Origin of the sequence: Streptomyces sp. NPDC007205 (genome assembly GCF_040634095.1) — a bacterium.
Classification (GTDB): domain Bacteria; phylum Actinomycetota; class Actinomycetes; order Streptomycetales; family Streptomycetaceae; genus Streptomyces.
Genome location: NZ_JBEYEW010000016.1, coordinates 59,847 through 75,699, shown reverse-complemented (window position 1 = coordinate 75,699; position 15,853 = coordinate 59,847). Strand labels below are relative to the sequence as shown.

14 protein-coding genes are annotated in these 15,853 nt (G+C 71.7%); 7 read left to right on the top strand and 7 right to left on the bottom strand.

Annotated elements, in window-relative coordinates; translation table 11 throughout:
- Nucleotides 1-896: 896 nt before the first annotated feature.
- The 3 genes from ABZ624_RS25275 to ABZ624_RS25265 form a co-directional block, all read right to left on the bottom strand.
- The gene (locus ABZ624_RS25275) at nucleotides 897-1,958 is read right to left on the bottom strand and encodes an aminotransferase class V-fold PLP-dependent enzyme (RefSeq protein ID WP_360093167.1); all 1,062 of its coding nucleotides are present in this window, start codon (nucleotides 1,956-1,958) and stop codon (nucleotides 897-899) included.
- Nucleotides 1,959-2,055: 97 nt separating this feature from the next.
- A complete protein-coding gene (locus tag ABZ624_RS25270) occupies nucleotides 2,056-2,772 on the bottom strand; it encodes a DsbA family oxidoreductase (RefSeq protein WP_360093164.1) in 717 nt (238 codons plus the stop codon).
- A 60-nt stretch (nucleotides 2,773-2,832) separates the two neighbouring features.
- Complete coding sequence (locus ABZ624_RS25265; RefSeq protein ID WP_360093161.1) at nucleotides 2,833-3,816, bottom strand: helix-turn-helix domain-containing protein; 984 nt, start codon at nucleotides 3,814-3,816, stop codon at nucleotides 2,833-2,835.
- Between the two features lie 70 nt (nucleotides 3,817-3,886).
- On the opposite strand from ABZ624_RS25265, the gene ABZ624_RS25260 reads away from it, so the two are divergent.
- On the top strand, nucleotides 3,887-5,275 hold the full coding sequence (locus ABZ624_RS25260) for an MFS transporter (protein WP_360093158.1): 1,389 nt from the start codon (nucleotides 3,887-3,889) through the stop codon (nucleotides 5,273-5,275).
- Here the strand turns inward: ABZ624_RS25260 and ABZ624_RS25255 are convergent.
- Together ABZ624_RS25255 and ABZ624_RS25250 are read right to left on the bottom strand one after the other, a co-directional pair.
- Nucleotides 5,235-5,843, bottom strand: a complete 609-nt coding sequence (locus tag ABZ624_RS25255) for a DUF1349 domain-containing protein (RefSeq protein ID WP_360093155.1) — start codon at nucleotides 5,841-5,843, stop codon at nucleotides 5,235-5,237. The two genes, ABZ624_RS25260 and ABZ624_RS25255, sit on opposite strands and share 41 nt — an antisense overlap.
- Nucleotides 5,844-5,870: 27 nt before the next feature.
- Nucleotides 5,871-7,400 (bottom strand): aldehyde dehydrogenase (NADP(+)), encoded by a 1,530-nt coding sequence (locus ABZ624_RS25250; RefSeq protein ID WP_360093152.1) that lies wholly within the window; start codon nucleotides 7,398-7,400, stop codon nucleotides 5,871-5,873.
- A 142-nt stretch (nucleotides 7,401-7,542) separates the two neighbouring features.
- Between ABZ624_RS25250 and ABZ624_RS25245 the strand changes: the two genes are divergently transcribed.
- From ABZ624_RS25245 to ABZ624_RS25220, 6 genes are all read left to right on the top strand, one after another.
- Nucleotides 7,543-8,313 (top strand): IclR family transcriptional regulator, encoded by a 771-nt coding sequence (locus ABZ624_RS25245; RefSeq protein ID WP_360093149.1) that lies wholly within the window; start codon nucleotides 7,543-7,545, stop codon nucleotides 8,311-8,313.
- Nucleotides 8,314-8,362: 49 nt separating this feature from the next.
- Nucleotides 8,363-8,833: a GNAT family N-acetyltransferase gene (locus ABZ624_RS25240; RefSeq protein ID WP_360093146.1), complete on the top strand. Its 471-nt coding sequence runs from the start codon at nucleotides 8,363-8,365 to the stop codon at nucleotides 8,831-8,833.
- 78 nt (nucleotides 8,834-8,911) lie between these two features.
- Nucleotides 8,912-9,856, top strand: a complete 945-nt coding sequence (locus ABZ624_RS25235; RefSeq protein WP_360093143.1) for a hypothetical protein — start codon at nucleotides 8,912-8,914, stop codon at nucleotides 9,854-9,856.
- A gap of 13 nt (nucleotides 9,857-9,869) precedes the next feature.
- Nucleotides 9,870-11,159 (top strand): histidine kinase, encoded by a 1,290-nt coding sequence (locus tag ABZ624_RS25230; protein WP_360093140.1) that lies wholly within the window; start codon nucleotides 9,870-9,872, stop codon nucleotides 11,157-11,159.
- The gene (locus tag ABZ624_RS25225; protein ID WP_360093137.1) at nucleotides 11,156-11,815 is read left to right on the top strand and encodes a response regulator transcription factor; all 660 of its coding nucleotides are present in this window, start codon (nucleotides 11,156-11,158) and stop codon (nucleotides 11,813-11,815) included. The genes ABZ624_RS25230 and ABZ624_RS25225 overlap by 4 nt, the downstream gene beginning before the upstream one ends.
- Before the next feature lie 54 nt (nucleotides 11,816-11,869).
- Nucleotides 11,870-13,324, top strand: a complete 1,455-nt coding sequence (locus ABZ624_RS25220; protein ID WP_360093134.1) for a penicillin-binding transpeptidase domain-containing protein — start codon at nucleotides 11,870-11,872, stop codon at nucleotides 13,322-13,324.
- A gap of 7 nt (nucleotides 13,325-13,331) precedes the next feature.
- Here the strand turns inward: ABZ624_RS25220 and ABZ624_RS25215 are convergent, their stop codons facing one another.
- Both ABZ624_RS25215 and ABZ624_RS25210 read right to left on the bottom strand, forming a co-directional pair.
- A complete protein-coding gene (locus ABZ624_RS25215) occupies nucleotides 13,332-14,729 on the bottom strand; it encodes an NCS2 family permease (RefSeq protein ID WP_360093131.1) in 1,398 nt (465 codons plus the stop codon).
- 223 nt (nucleotides 14,730-14,952) lie between these two features.
- Entirely contained in the window at nucleotides 14,953-15,750 is a 798-nt protein-coding gene (locus ABZ624_RS25210) for an HAD family acid phosphatase (protein WP_360093128.1), read from the bottom strand.
- Nucleotides 15,751-15,853: the final 103 nt, after the last annotated feature.

Here is a 15,853-nt window from a genome sequence, read left to right as displayed (position 1 = left end):
GGGTGAATTTCACCGACCCCGTCCGAAGGATCGCCGGTGCATTTTCTCGTCGCTGATCCCGAGTCATCTTCCAGGGCGACTTGGCAAGATCACCCCCTGGAACGACAAGGCCGCGAAGTCGGACCGCCCGGCAAATGGATCACGTGAGGCGCCGGATGGTGGGTCGACCGCCCCTGCGGCGTTCCCCGATGTGGCCTGTCGCTCGACCGGCTGCGATGCGTACGGCGTCGCGATCAGGGCATGATCGTGAGCGTGCCGCTGCCCCTCACCTTCCGATCTCCACCCGGATCCTGAATTGGTTTTTGCTCCTCGGCCGTTCCTCCCGCGCCGACACCGTCGTGCAGGGGTCCTGCGGGGTGGGCGGATCACAGGGGACGTGGCAACACCGTGGTGAGTTGATCAGGCCGCGATGAGCTCAGCGAGGCACTCGGCCAGGGATTCCCGGTCCGGCGTTCTGCGGGGGCGGCTGTTGAGTTCGGCGGCGACCGTGTCCAGGTGGTCGCGGGTGTGGACGGCCGGGCCGGCACCTTGGGGGAACTACTGCCGCAGCGGGCCGTTGGTGTTGTCGGGGGAGCCGCGCTGCCGGAGCCGGCAGGGTCGCGGAAGTGGACCGGGATGTCGGTGGCGAGGGCGAATGAGCCGTGGGCGGCCACTCGCTGCCCTGGTCCGAGGTCAGTGGGCGGACCAGGTGGGCAGGCGGCGTCCGGACGGTCTCCACGAGGGCGTCGCGGACGTGTTCGGCGGGGCGGCCATCGGGCGGGGGGGAGGAGCATCACATGGCGGGTGGCGCGTTCCACGAGGGTGCCGATGGCGGAGGTGCGGTACTCGCCGGTGACCAGGTCGCCCACCGGGCCGGGACCTCCTCGGGTGGGACGGGAGTCCCCGGCCCGGTCGTGTCAGCCGGCGAGCACGTCCAGCAGGCGGTCCACGTCGGCGGGGGTGTTGAACAGGTGAAAGGACGCGCGGAGATTGCCCGCGCGGTTGGAGACCTCGATGCCCTCCTCGCTCAACCCGGGCTGCCGGGAGCCGAGTTCCGGCACGGAGACGATCGCCGAGCCGGGGGCGGCCACCGGCTCGTGGCCGAGGCCGGCCAGCCCCGCCCGGAACCGGTCGGCGAGGGAGACGTCGTGGGCGTGCACGGCGGCCACGCCCAGTTCCTCGATCAGCTCCAGTGAGCGACGCAGGCCCGCGAAGGTGAACAGGGCATGAGTGAGGTCGAAGCGCCGCGCCGAGTGGGCGAGTTCGGCGACCGGGCCGTAACAACTGTCCCACGGCTTCTCGGCGGCGACCCACCCGGCGAGCACCGGGCTCAGCCCGCCGAAGTCCTCGGGGACCGTGAGGAAGGCCGCGCCGTGCGGGCCGAGCAGCCATTTGAAGGAGACCGTGGCGGTGAAGTCGTAGGCGTCCGCGTCCATCGGCAGCCAGCCGGCGGACTGGGAGAAGTCGACGTACGTGCGTGCCCCGTGCGCGCGGGCGGCCTCCCTGAGGGCGGCCAGGTCGGCGAGGCGTCCGTCGGCGGACTGCGCGGCGCTGACCGCGACCAGCGCGGTGCCGGGACGGACGGACTCGGCGATCCGCTCCAGCGGGACCGTGCGGACCTTGAGGTCGCCGCGGACGTGGAACGGGTTCAGTACGGAGGTGAAGTCGTCCTCGGCGGTGAGCACCTCGGCACCGGCGGGCAGCGAGGCGGCGATCACCCCCGTGTGCGCGGCGACCGAGGCGCCCGCGGCCACCCGGGTGGCCGGAACTCCGGCGAGCCGGGCATACCCGGCCCGGCAGGCCTCCACGTCCTCGTACAGCGGGGTCAGCGGCCGGCCCTCGGCCCGCAGCAGCGCCGCCTCGTGCAGGGCGGCGACGGTGCGGGCGGGCAGCAGGCTGTTACTGGCGGTGTTGAGATAGGTGCTCTTGGGGGCGAACTCGGCGCGGACGATGCTCTCGAACGTCTCCGTGGTCTCCATGGGACCACTGTGCGGCCCCGTGAAGTCGTAGTCCATTGCGGATTTTTACGTGGATCCGCTTAGCAAGCCTTATACGTCCGCGCCGACCTGCGGTTTCTCAGTGCTGCGGCACCGCGCACCCGTCCGGCCCACAGGCCTCGGCATCCCCCTGCTCGACCGGCTTCAGCGGGGAGCGCCCGCCCCACGCCTGGGTCAGCGCCCGGGTGAAGACCTCGGCGGGCTGGGCACCGGAGACGCCGTACGCGCGGTCGAGGACGAAGAACGGGACACCGGTCGCGCCGAGCTGGGCGGCCTCGCGCTCGTCGGCGCGGACCTCCTCGGAGTAGCGGGACGGGTCGGAGAGCACCTCGCGGGCGGCCTCGGCGTCGAGACCGGCCTCCACGGCCAGCTCGACGAGCCGCTCGTCGCCCTCGGTGAACACCGAGCGCTCCTCGGCGAAGTTCGCCCGGTACAGGATCTGGATCAGCGCGTCCTGCCTGCCCTGCTCCCTGGCGAAGTGCAGCAGGCGGTGCATGTCGAAGGTGCTGCCGTGGTCCCGGTCCCGGGTGCGGTAGTCCAGGCCCTCGGCCGCGGCCTGGGCGCCGAGGTTGTCCTCGCCGGCCTGGGCCTGTGCCTCGCTCATGCCGTACTTCCTGGTGAGCATGGTGATCACCGGCTGCACGTCGCCCTTGGCGCGGCCCGGGTCCAGCTCGAAGGAGCGATGCACCACCTCGACGTCATCACGGTGCGGGAAGGCAGCGAGCGCCTTCTCGAAGCGGGCCTTGCCCACATAGCACCAGGGGCAGGCGATGTCGCTCCAGATCTCGACGCGCATGCTTCGGCTCTCTCCAGGTCGTACGGGTGCGGGGGCTCTCCCCGGCCAGTACGTGAACGTTCAAGCAGGCTGCTTCATTCCCGCGGCACCGTCCGCGGTGGAAAGGCGGCTGAACTGGGCCCGGTAGGCGCTCGGGGTGAGGCCGGTGCGGCGGACCAGGTGGGCGCGCAGCGAGTCGGCGGTGCCCAGGCCGCAGGCCGTGGCCACCTGGTCCATGGGCAGGGTGGTGGTCTCCAGCAGTTCCTTCGCCCGCTCGACACGCTGGTGCAGCAGCCACTGCAGCGGGCTGACCCCGCTCTCCGCGTGGAAGCGGCGGGTGAGGGTGCGCACGGAGACTCCGGCGTGCCGGGCCAGGTCCGTGAGGGTGAGCGGCTTGTCGAGGTTGCGCATGGCCCAGCCGCGGGTGTCGGCGCAGGCGGTGCCGCGCTCGGGCGGCAGCGGGGTGTGGGTGAACTGGGTCTGGCCGCCGGGGCGGACCGGGGCGACCAGGGCGAGGCGGGCGACCTCGTTGGCGACGGCGGCGCCGTAATCGGTGCGGACGATGTGCAGGCACAGGTCGATGCCGGCGGCGTACCCGGAGGAGGTGACGTACGGCCCGTCCTGGACGTACAGGACGTCGCCCTGGAGTTGGACCTGCGGGTACCGCTTGCGCAGCTCGTCGGCGTGCGCCCAGTACGTGGTGGCCTTGCGGCCCTGCAGCAGGCCCGCCTCGGCGAGCTGGAAGGCGCCGGTGCAGATGGAGGCGATCCGCTTGCCGTCGGCGGCGGCCGCACGGACGGCGGCCACGATCCGGGCCTCCGGCTCGAACGGGGTGCCGGTGCCCGCGACGACCACCGTGTCCGCCTCCCGCACGGCGTCGAGTCCATGGCGTACGTACAGGTCGAGGCCGCCGGTGGTGGGGACCGGGCCCGGGTCCGCGGCGCAGACGATCACCTCGTAGCCCGGCCGGCCGTCCACCTCCACCTTGCCGAACAGCAGCTCGGGGATCGCGACGTTGAACATCGAGACCGGCGAGGGCGCGATGACGGCGACACGATGTGGCATGGCCAGAACCTCCGGACGTATGGCGTTCAGGCCACTACTGTACGGCAGCGGAGATCCGCAGCATGGGGACATGTCAACGAACCAGATATCCAGGGCCGGACAACTCGCGCCTGAGCAAAGCGGCTTGGTGCCCACAGGGTCCTCCGCGACGCTCACCCTCACCGCCGCCCTGCTCGGCTTCGGGCTCATCTGTCTCGACGCGTCCGTGGTCAATGTGGCCCTGCCCGCGATCGGCTCCTCTCTGGGCGGCGGGATGTCCGGCCTGCAGTGGGTGGTGGACGCCTACACACTGGCCTTCGCGGCGCTGATGCTGTCCACCGGGGCCTTCTCCGACCGGGCCGGGGCGAGCCGGGCGTTCGCCCTCGGCACCACGGTGTTCACGCTCGCTTCGGCGGCCTGCGGACTGGCACCGGATCTGCCGGCCCTGATCGGCGCGCGGGTGGTCCAGGGTGTCGCGGCGGCCGTGGTGCTCCCGGCGTCGCTGGCGCTGGTGCGGCAGGCGTACCGGGAACCGGCGCGGCGGGCCCGCGCGGTGGCGGCCTGGGCGGCGGGCGGGTCGCTCGCCGTGGCCCTCGGTCCGGTGGCGGGCGGAGCGCTGACCACCGCCTGGGACTGGCGTGGCATCTTCTTCGTCAACCTGCCGGTGGGCGCCGCGATCCTGGGCCTGCTCGTCCGTGCACCGCGCTCGCGGCCCCGTCCGGCACCGCTGGATGTGCCCGGCCAGCTGACGGCGGTGGCGGCCCTGGTGTCCCTGACCTTCGCGGTGATCGAGGGCGGGACGGCGGGCTGGGCGGCACTGGCGGTGGCCGTCCTCGCGGGCGCGGCGTTCCTGCGCGTCGAGGCGCGCCGGCCGCACCCGGTGGTGCCCCTCGGCCTGTTCCGCAACCGGACCGTGGCCACGGCGGTCGTGGCCGGTTCCGCCTGCAGCGTGGCCTTCTTCGGCACGGTGTTCGTCTTCTCGCTCTTCTTCCAGCAGGTCCAGGGCCACTCGGCGCTGGACGCCGGGCTGATGTTCCTGCCGATGACGGGCCTGATCGCGGTGACGAACGTGGTGGCGGGCAAGCTCGCGAGCCGCTACGGCGCCCGGTTGCCGATGCTCGTGGGCCAGCCGCTCGCCGTCGCCGGCCTGCTCCTGCTGCTGTACGTCGACGCCGGCACCTCCCCGGCCCTGGTGTCCGTGCTGCTGGTGCCGCTGGCGCTGGGCTGCGCGCTGACGGTGCCGCCACTGACCGCCGCGATGATGGAGGCCGTACCCGCCGAACGGGCGGGCCTGGCGGCCGGGGTGCTCAACTCGGCCCGGCAGGTGGCCGGCGGCCTGGGCATCGCGGTGTTCGGAGCGCTGCTCGGCCACGGCTTCCAGTCCGGTATGCGCTGGAGCCTGGCCATCAGCGCGGTCCTGCTCACGGTGACGTTCGCGCTCAGCTTCCGTCTCGCAGGTCGCTCGGCCAGGACGTCCTGAACCCGATGCGGTCGTACGTCACCACACACCCCTCCCCCATGGGCGACTGGGTCATGAAGCCGACCAGGGCGGTGTCCGTCTCCTTCTCGTCGCCCAGGGTGAACAGCCGGACGAAGGTCCACCGCTCGCCGTCCCGCGAGGCGTGGAAGGCGAAGGCCCGCCCGGTCCGGCTGACCCGCAGCCACACCGAACTCCCCTCGACGGTGAGGGAGTTGGCGTCGTCGGAGTGCCCCCGGGTGACCACCGTGCAGACGGTGGGCACATCCGGGGAGTACTCCAGACACAGCTTGGCCCAGGCCCGCTCGCCGACGTGGACGTAGAGGACGCCCGCGTCGAAGGCGGCCCGGAAGCCCACGGTGACCCGCGCGATCAGCTGGAAGTCGCCCTCGGGCGCGCCCAGCAGCCGGGGCGCGTCCGAGGCCGGGTCGAGGGCCTCCCCGGTGGGCGTGACGAACCGGTCCTGCCGGGGCCCGGCCCAGCCGGTCAGCACGCCGTCCTCGTAGTCCCAGTGCCCGTCGGGTCCGTAGGTACGGAGGGTGAAAGGGAGTTCGGGAAGTTCCACGTCCATCGACCGATTGTCCCGCAGGGCGGTGACCTACCGCTCCAGAACCCCGTTGAACCGCCGGGGAAGCCCCAGCGGATTCTCGTCGCGAAGCTCCTTCGGCAACAAGGCCGACGGCGCGTTCTGATAAGCCACCGGCCGCAGCCACCGCTCGATGGCCGTACCGCCCACAGAGGTGGACGTGGAGGTCGTCGCGGGATAAGGCCCCCCGTGCTGCTGGGCCGGAGCCACAGCGACACCGGTGGGCCACGCGTTCACCACCACACGCCCCGCCAACGGGGTCAGCTCGGCCAGGAGTTCCGGTCCCCGCCCCTCCCCGGCCGCCTCCTGCGAGGACAGCTGGACCGTCGCCGTGAGATTCCCCGGCAACCGCGACAGCACGACAGCGGCCTCCTCCTCGGAGGTGTACCGGCCCACGACGGTGACCGGCCCGAAGCACTCCTCCAGCAGCAGGTCGTGGGCCCCCTCCTCGGCCAGCCGCTGCGCCGGCACCGTGAGGAACCCGGCGCTGACCGTGTGCTCGCCGCCCGCGCCCGGCGTGACCGGCGTCTCCACGCCGTCCAGGCCGGCCCGCTCCCGCACCCCGGCGACGAAGTTGTCCCGCATGCGGTGGTCGAGCAGCACCCCTGCGCCGGTGTCGCTGACGGCGTCGGTCAGGGACTTCACCAGCCGGTCGCCCCCGGCGCCGGACGGCACCAGCACCAGTCCGGGCTTCACACAGAACTGCCCGACGCCGAGCGTCATGGACCCGGCCAGACCGGTGCCGATCGCCTCGCCACGCTCGTCGGCGGCGGCCTCGGTCACCAGGACCGGGTTCAAGGACCCCAGCTCGCCGTGGAACGGGATCGGCACCGGACGCGCGGCCGCCGCGTCGAACAGCGCCCGCCCGCCCCGCACCGAGCCGGTGAAGCCGGCCGCGGCGACCAGCGGGTGCCTGATCAGCTCGATGCCCGCCTCGAAGCCGTGCACGAGGCCGACGACACCCTCGGGGATGCCGTGCTCGGCGGCGGCCCGGCGCAGCACCTTGGCGACCAGCTCGGACAGACCCGGGTGGTCGGGGTGGGCCTTGACGACCACCGGGCAGCCCGCGGCGAGCGCGCTCGCGGTGTCGCCGCCGGCGACGGAGAAGGCGAAGGGGAAGTTGGAGGCGGAGTAGACGGCGACGACGCCGAGCGGGACCTTGTAGCGGCGCAGGTCCGGGATGGGCGGGGTCGCCGTGTCGTCGGGGTGGTTGATGATGACGTCGAGGAAGGCGCCCTCGTCGACGATGTCGGCGAAGGCCCGCAACTGGTAGCCGGTGCGGGCGAGTTCACCGGTCAGCCGGACCGGACCGAGGGCGGTCTCGGCGTCCGCGGTCTCGACCAGGCCGTCCGTGGCCGCGTCCAGGCCCGCGGCGGCCGAGCGCAGGAAGGCCGAGCGCACCGCGCGGTCGGCGAGGGCGCCACGTGCGGCGTGGGCCGCCCTGACCGCCGTGTCCACCTCCTGCGCTGTGGCCTCCACCGCAACCTGTTCACGCTGCTTCCCGGTGCGCGGGTCGACACTCCAGACTGGTGCTGCTGCCACCGCGGGTCCCTCCAGTAAGGCCGCAATATCCAAGAACGGGCTTGGGTCAACCACCAGGGGCGTTCGATATACTGAACACTGTCTCTGATGATGAATATGCTGCTCGGAGACTATTTCCCGGCGATTGAAGGGGTCAAGGGCGATGTCGGCTGGCGAGACAGGCGGGGCCCAGGTCAAGTCCGCGGTGCGGACCGTTGAATTGCTCGAGTACTTCGCCGGCCGGCCCGGTATGCACTCCCTCGCATCCGTCCAGGAGGCGGTGGGATACCCCAAGTCCAGCCTGTACATGCTGCTGCGCACCCTCGTGGAGCTGGGCTGGGTGGAGACGGACGCGACGGGCACGCGGTACGGCATCGGGGTGCGGGCGCTGCTCGTGGGCACGTCCTACATCGACGGCGACGAGGTGGTGGCCGCCGCCCGGCCGGCCCTGGACCGGCTCTCCGACGACACCACGGAGACCATCCACCTGGCCCGGCTCGACGGCACCAACGTGGTCTACCTCGCCACCCGTCAGTCCCAGCACTATCTGCGCCCCTTCACCCGGGTCGGGCGCCGGCTGCCGGCCCACTCGACCTCCCTCGGCAAGGCGATCCTCGCCACGTACAGCGACGAGCAGGTGCGCAAGCTGCTGCCGGAGACCCTGCCCGCACTCACCGGGAACACCCTCACCGACCGGGAGAAGCTCATCGAGGAGCTGCACCAGGTGCGGGAGCAGGGCTTCGCGGTCGACCGCGAGGAGAACACGCTGGGCCTGCGCTGCTTCGGCGTGGCGATCCCCTACCGCACCCCGGCCCGGGACGCGATCAGCTGCTCGGTGCCGGTGGCCCGGCTGACCCCGGCCCACGAGCAGATGATCAAGGACGCGCTGTTCGACGCGCGTGACCGGCTGGCCCTGGCGACGCGCAGGCTCTGAGCGCGGGCGGTCGTGGGTGCGGCGCGCGAGCCGTCGTAGGCTCGGGCGCATGGAGATCGCGCTGCGCGCCGTGGAGGACGGTGACCTGCCGGTGTTCCACCGGCAGATGACCGACCCGGAAGCCGTCCGGATGGCCGCGTTCGGTCCGGAGGACCCGCACGGCCGGGAGGCCTTCGCGGCCTACTGGCAGCGGGTGCGGAACTCCTCCTTCATCCTGCGCACGGTGCTGGCAGACGGCGAGGTGGCCGGTAACGCGGCGGTCTACGGCGCGGCCGGCGAGCGCGAGGTGACGTACTGGATCGACCGCGCGTACTGGGGCCGGGGCGTGGCGACGGCCGCGCTGCGGGGCCTGCTCGCCGAGGTGCCCGAACGGCCGCTGTACGCGCGGGCGGCGGCCGACAACGCGGCGTCGCTGCGGGTACTGGACAAGTGCGGCTTCCGCGAGACGGCCCGGGCCCGGGGGTACGCGAACGGGCGGGGGCAGGAGATCGACGAGGTCGTGCTCATCCTGGAGGGCTGAGGCCCTCCCCCGCGCGGCGGAGACGGATCACCGGTCCGCACGAGGTGGACTCGGCGCGCGGCCGGGAGGGTTTGAGGCATGACGCTCTCCACGACCCCTGTCCCCGCCGGCATCTCCGCCCGGCGCCGTTCGCTCCGGTTCGCCGCGGTCGCCGCCTGCCTGCCGTATCTGTCCCTCAAGGCCGCCTGGATCGGCGGGAGCCACCTCGGCATCCCGGACGGCAGCCCGCTGCTGGAGCACCGGCTGACATTGGCGCTCGCCAACGGCCTGACCGTGCTGATGGACGCGGCCGTCGTCGTACTGGCGCTGCTGCTGACCCGCCCGTGGGGCCGACGGGTGCCCGCCTGGCTGCTCGCGGTGCCGATGTGGCTCGCCGTGGGACTGCTCGCACCCATCATGGTGGGTTTCCCGCTGCAGCTCGTCCTGCACGGCGGCGGAGGCGGGGCCGGCGGCACGGGGGACAGGCCCTTCCTCGACGGCTGGGTCTTCGGGGTGGTGTACGGCGATTTCATCGTGCAGGGGCTGGCACTGGGCGCGCTGTTCGCCGGGTACGCCGGTGAGCGCTGGGGGCATCTGTGGCGGGGGCGGGTGCGGGAGCTGCCGGCCGCGGGTGCGGCGCGGGCGCAGCGGCTGACGGCCGTGGCGGCGGCGCTCGTCGCACTGGTCCCGGGCGTGCTGCGGCTGCTGCGGGCCCTCGGGCTCGCCGCGCCGGACGGCAGCGGCGACCGGTCCGTGCAGGCTGTCTACGTCCTCTTTCTCGCCGCGGCCGTCACCGGTTCCTGGCAGCTCGCCTTCCGGCGGGGCCGTCCGCTGCCCGTGGCCGTGCCGCTGGCGCTGGCCTGGACCGGTTCCGCGGCCGTGGCCTGCTGGGGCGGCTGGATGTCGCTGGCCACCTTGGTGACGGGCGACAGGCTCACAGCGCCGACCGCCCTGACCTACGCTGGGCAGATGATCACCGGCTTCCTCGTGGCGAGCGCCCTCGCCCGCTTCCTCACGGACCGGCACGCCAAGGCGCCGCGGTGACCGGGGCGTTGCGGTGACCGGGGCGTTGCGGCTGCTCTTCGGCGGGCGGGCGCGGCGCCGCTGGATCCATCTGATCCTGGGCGGCGCCCTCGCCATGCCGTACGTCCTCGGCGGCTCGGTGATCATCGGCCCGCTCACCGGCGTGGACGACGTCTTCGGTTCCCTTCCGCTGCAACTCGGCTCGTTCGCCGTCGGGTTGCCGATCGCCGCGCTCACCTCTTTGTTCCCGCTGACCCGGCCGCTGGAGGCGGCAGCCGTGCGGGCCCTGTGCGACGTCGACGCCGACGCTCTGGCCGCCGGCCCGGCCCGCACCGCGGCCGAACGGGCGCGGACGGCGGCCTGGTTCACGCTGCATCTCGGCCTCGGCGGGATCATCGCGGGCATGTCGCTGGCCGTGCCGCCGTTCGCGGCGGTGCTGGTCGTCCTGCCCCTGTTCGCCGCGCTGCGCCACTCCCCGCTCCACCTTCCCGAAGTCCTCGACCACGGCTGGGCCTTGGCCCTGTCTCCGGTCGCGGGCCTGGCCGTGGCGTGCGCGCTCGCCGCGTGCGCGGCCGGCTGCGGTGCCCTGCTGGCCCACTGGGCGCCCGCGCTGCTCGGGCCCACCCCGCAGGACCGGCTGGCCGCCGCCGAGGCCCGGGCCGCCGACCTCGCCGTGCGCAACCGGCTCGCCCGCGAGCTGCACGACTCCGTCGGTCATGCCCTGAGCGCCGTCACCCTCCAGGCGAGCGCGGCCCGCCGGCTCCTCGGCACCGACCCGGAGTTCGTCCGCGAGGCGCTCACCGCCATCGAGGAGACCACCCGGCGCACGGTCGGCGAACTCGACGCCGTCCTCGGCGTGTTGCGGGACGGGGACGCGCCGGGCACCACGCCGGCGCCCACCCTCGCGACCGACCTCGACGGGCTGCTGCGCCGGACCAGGGCCGCCGGACAGCCCGTGACGGCCACCGTCGGCCTCGACCCGGCCGCGCTGCCGGCGCTGGTCTCCCGGGAGGCGTACCGGATCGTGCAGGAGGGCCTGAGCAACGCCCTGAAACACGCCGGCACGGCGGTCGCGGTGCGCATCTGCGCTTCCGCCGGCCATCTGGAGATCACCGTCGAGAACCCCCTGGGCACGGTCACGGCTCCACGCCCCGGTGGCGGCCACGGTCTGCGGGGCATCGCCGACCGGGTGCGGCTGCTGGGCGGCACGGCACAGGCGGGACCGTCGGGCGGCACCTGGCGCCTGCACGTACGACTGCCCCTGACCACGCCCGCGACGGAAGCCGACGCGCAACCCCAACCGCTTCCGAAAGGACCCGCATGACCCAGCCCGCCCTCCGGATCGTCCTCGCCGACGACGAGCACATGGTCCGCACCGCCCTGCGCGCCATCCTCTCCGCCGAGCCCGGCCTGGAGGTCGTCGGCGAGGCGACCACCGGCGCCGAGGCCGTGTCCGTGGTCCGGCAACTGCGGCCCGACGTCGTGCTCATGGACGTCCGGATGCCCGAGGTCGACGGCATCCGGGCCACCGAGCAGATCGTCGCCACCATGGAACGGCCGCCGCGGATCGTCGTCGTGACCACCTTCGAGAACGACGCGTACGTGTACGACGCCCTGCGCGCCGGTGCCGCCGGCTTCCTGCTGAAGCGGTCCGACGCCGATGCCCTGGTGCAGTCGGTGCGGCTGGTCGCCCGCACCGACACCCTGCTGTTCCCGTCGGCCGTGCGGTCCCTCGCGGCCCGGCACGCGCGCGGCACCGCCCCGGCCGCGCCCTGGGTGAGCAAGCTCACCGGACGTGAGCGCGATGTGCTGCGGCACATGGCCGACGGGCTGACCAACGCCGAGATCGCCCGGCGGCTGGACGTGGGCCCCGCGACCGTGAAGTCGCACGTGGCGGCCGTCCTCGCGAAGACCGGCGCCCGGGACCGCACCCAGGCGGTGATCGCCGCGTACGAGGCCGGTTTCCTGAGCGGGCGATGAGAAAACGGGGCGTTCGGGAACGATCGTCCCCGTCCCGTTCGTCCTCGTAGCGGGATGAACAAGACGATCAGGCGGGCGTCCGTCTTCGCGCTGCTACTCGTGCTCGCTCTGCTGGTCAGGGCGACCTGGGTGCAGTTCTACGACGGCAAGGCCCTCGCGGACGACAACAGCAACCGGCGGAACGCGATCCAGACGTACTCGCGGCCGCTCGGGAACATCATCGTGGCCGGAAACGCGATCACCGGCTCGACGCGGACGAAAGGGAGCGACCTCGCGTACAAGCGGACGTACACGGACGGCAAGCTCTACGCCGCGGTGACGGGTTACGCCTCGCAGGCCTATGCCCCGACCCAGCTGGAGGGCATCTACACGGACCTGCTGAACGGCACGGACAACCGGCTGAAGACCGTGATGGACACGCTGACCGGCAAGCGCGCCGACCCGGGCAACGTGCTCACGACGGTCGACCCGGACGTGCAGAAGGCGGCGTACCGCGCGCTGGGCGGCAACAAGGGCGCGGCCGTCGCGATCGATCCGAAGACCGGCAAGATCCTCGCGGTGGTGTCCACGCCGTCGTACGACCCGTCCTCGCTCACCGACGCCAACACGGCCGGGATCGCCTGGAAGCAGCTCAACGCGGACAAGGACAAGCCGCTCACCAACCGGGCGCTGCGCCAGCCGCTGCCGCCCGGCTCCACCTTCAAGCTGGTCGTGGCGGCGGCGGCGCTGGAGGACGGGCTGTACAAGAACGTGGACGACCCGACCGACAGCCCCGACCCGTACGTCCTGCCGGGCACGGTGCGTCCGCTGACGAACGAGAACAAGTCGGCACCGTGCAAGAACGCCTCGATCCGCCGGGCCCTGCAGTACTCCTGCAACAACGTCTTCGGCCATATGGCCGTCCAGCTCGGCCAGGACAAGGTGAAGGCCATGGCCGAGAAGTTCGGTTTCAACGACGACGCGCAGGACGTGCCGGTGCGCGCCTACGCCAGCGTGTACCCCTCTGGCATGGACAAGGCGCAGACCGGGCTGTCCGGCATCGGTCAGTTCGACGTCACCGCGACCCCGCTGCAGATGGCCATGGTGTCCGCGGCCATAGCCAACGGCGGCAAGCTGGTCACGCCGCACATGGTGTCGCAGATCACCGACAGCGGCGGTGCGGTGCTGCAGAACTACGACGACGACGCGGACAGCAAGGAGATCGTCTCCTCCTCCACCGCCGAGCAGCTCCAGTCGGCGATGGAGACGGTGGTCAAGGAGGGTACGGGCACCAACGCCCTGATCGACGGCGCCACCGTCGGCGGCAAGACGGGCACCGCCCAGCACGGCGAGAACAACAGCAAGACGCCGTACGCCTGGTTCACGTCCTTCGGCAAATCCGACACCAACGGCAAGGAGGTGGCGGTCGCCGTGATGGTGGAGCAGTCGGATGCGGCACGGTCGGAGGTCAGCGGTAACGGGCTGGCGGCGCCGGTGGCCAAGGCGATGATGCAGGCGGCACTGAAGTGAGCGCCCCTCACTTCACCCCGAGAATCCGCTCCACCGGATCGATCGCGAAGTACACCAGGAACAACGCCGAGACGCCCCACAACAACCAGTTGACCTCCCTGGCCTTCCCCAGCACCGCCTTGATGACGACGTAGGACAGGAAACCGGCCCCGATGCCGTCGGTGATGGAGTAGGTGAACGGCATCGCGGCGATGGTGAGGAACGCCGGGACGGCGATCTCGTACCGGTCCCAGTCGATGTGCTTGACGTGGGTCATCATCAGGAAGCCCACCGCGATCAGCGCGGGTGCCGCCGCCTGGAGCGGGACGATGGTGAGCAGCGGGGCGAGGAAGAGGGCGAGCCCGAACAGGCCGCCGGTGACCAGGTTGGCGAGGCCGGTGCGGGCGCCCTCGCCGACGCCGGCCGCGGACTCGATGTAGGCGGTGTTGGAGGATGCGGAACCGAGACCGCCGACCGCGGCGGCGGCGCCGTCGATGAACAGCACACGGCCGATGCCGGGCACCTGCCCCTTCTCGTCGAGCAGCCCGGCCTCCGCGCTGATGCCGACGATCGTGCCCATGGCGTCGAAGAAGTCGGACAGGACCAGGGTGAAGACCAGCAGGACGGCGGTGAGGGCCCCGGCCCTGGCGAAGCCGCCGAACAGGCTGAAGTGACCGATCAGTCCGAAGTCCGGGGCGGCGACGATCTTGTCGGGGACCTTGGGCGTGGTCAGGCCCCAGCTCTTGATGTCGGCGACGGCGTTGAGGACGATCGCGACGACGGTCATCGTCACGATGCCGATGAGGATCGCACCCTTCACCTTCCTGGCGAGCAGTGCGATCGTCAGCAGCACGCCGAGACAGAAGACGAGCACGGGCCAGCCGGTCAGCCTGCCGACCGCGCCGAGCTGGACCGGCACGGTGGTGTGGGCGGCGTCCGGGATGCGGCTGACGAACCCGGCGTCGACGAAGCCGATGAAGGCGATGAACAGGCCGATGCCGACGCCGATGGCCTGCTTCAGCTGCTGCGGGATCGCGTTCATGATGGCCTCCCGCAGTCCGGTGAGGACCAGCAGGCAGATGACGAGGCCTTCCAGGACCACCAGGCCCATCGCGTCGGCCCAGCTCATCAACGGCGCCAGTTGGAAGGCCACGACGGCGTTGAGGCCGAGGCCAGCGGCGATGGCGAGCGGGAGGTTGCCGCCGAGGCCCATGGCGGCCGTCATCACACAGGCCACCAGTGCGGTGGCGGTGACGAGTTGGCCGGTGTCGAGCGAGTGGCCGAACCTGTCCTTGGCGCTGCCCAGGATGATCGGATTCAGGACAAGGATGTAGGCCATGGTGAAGAACGTGGCGAAACCGCCGCGTATCTCCCGGCCGACGGTGGATCCCCGCTCGGAGATCCTGAAGTACCGGTCTACGGACATGGTCCCACTCCTCGTCACCTGGTGATCAGTGTGCGCATGCTGGCTGGATTGTTCCCCTGTCGCTCCTGATTCAGGTTTTCCCCGTGTTACGTCATCGACTTCGGCGGGTCCGGCCGGCCATACCGCCCGACTGCACGAGGCGGCCGCCGGCCCCCGCCACGGCACGGTGCTGCCGGTGACGAGGGCCGAGTACGAGCGACTGCTCAAGACCTACGGATGACCGTCAGGAGACGAAGTAGGTCGGGTTCGGCAGCTTGTACGTGCGATCGGCGTAGCCGCCGTCGAGGTCCGAGTACTGGTCGCCGAAGTTGGCGATGATCTCGTACCCCAGGTCGTCCTCGATGTGCTTGCGCGTTCCGGACTTGTACTGCACGGTCGTGCAGTTCCAGGCGGCTGCGGTGGCGCAGTCGCTCAGGTAGGCCGGCGGGTTGGCCTTGTCCTTGAGGAACATGTGGTCGGCGTCGAGGTTCACATCGGCGCCGACCTTCTTCAGGTTGGCGACCGCGGCGGCGCGCTGCGCCTCGCTGAGGCCGGAGTTGTAGAAGACCTCGACGCCCTTGGACTCGGCGTACCGGACCAGCTCGGGGCTGCCGAAGACCGCCGGGCGGTCGGCGCGGTTCACGTAGTCGTTCCACGTGGTGGGGTTGTACGTGTAGTTGTAGCGCTTCTCGTAGTCGAGGCTGAGCAGCAGCGTGTCGTCGATGTCGAAGACGACGGCCGGCTTCTCGCCGTGCCGGTGCGCCTTGCGAGCCGCCTTGTCGATGTAGCGCTTGGCGGCTGCGTCCATGTCCGCCAGGTCCTTGGCGTACGGGCTGTCCGGGGACGCCTGGTAGACGCCGTTGCTGTCGGCGGCGGTGCCGTAGTAGCTGTCTATGTCCTTCACCAACTGCCCGATGTTGTAGGGCTCGTGGGTGGAGTTCGCCGTCGACTGCCCGGCGGTGGCAGCGCCCGCGCCGTACAGCGCGGCACCGGCAAGAGCACAGGCGGCACCGGCGGCGACGACTCTGTGGGACTTCCGCATGGATTCTCCGGTATCTGGTGATGTGAATTGACGTACCAGGTCAGGGACTGTCTACGCGCATAACAACCCTCACTGCGAGCCCTGTTATCCGATCGATACGCAT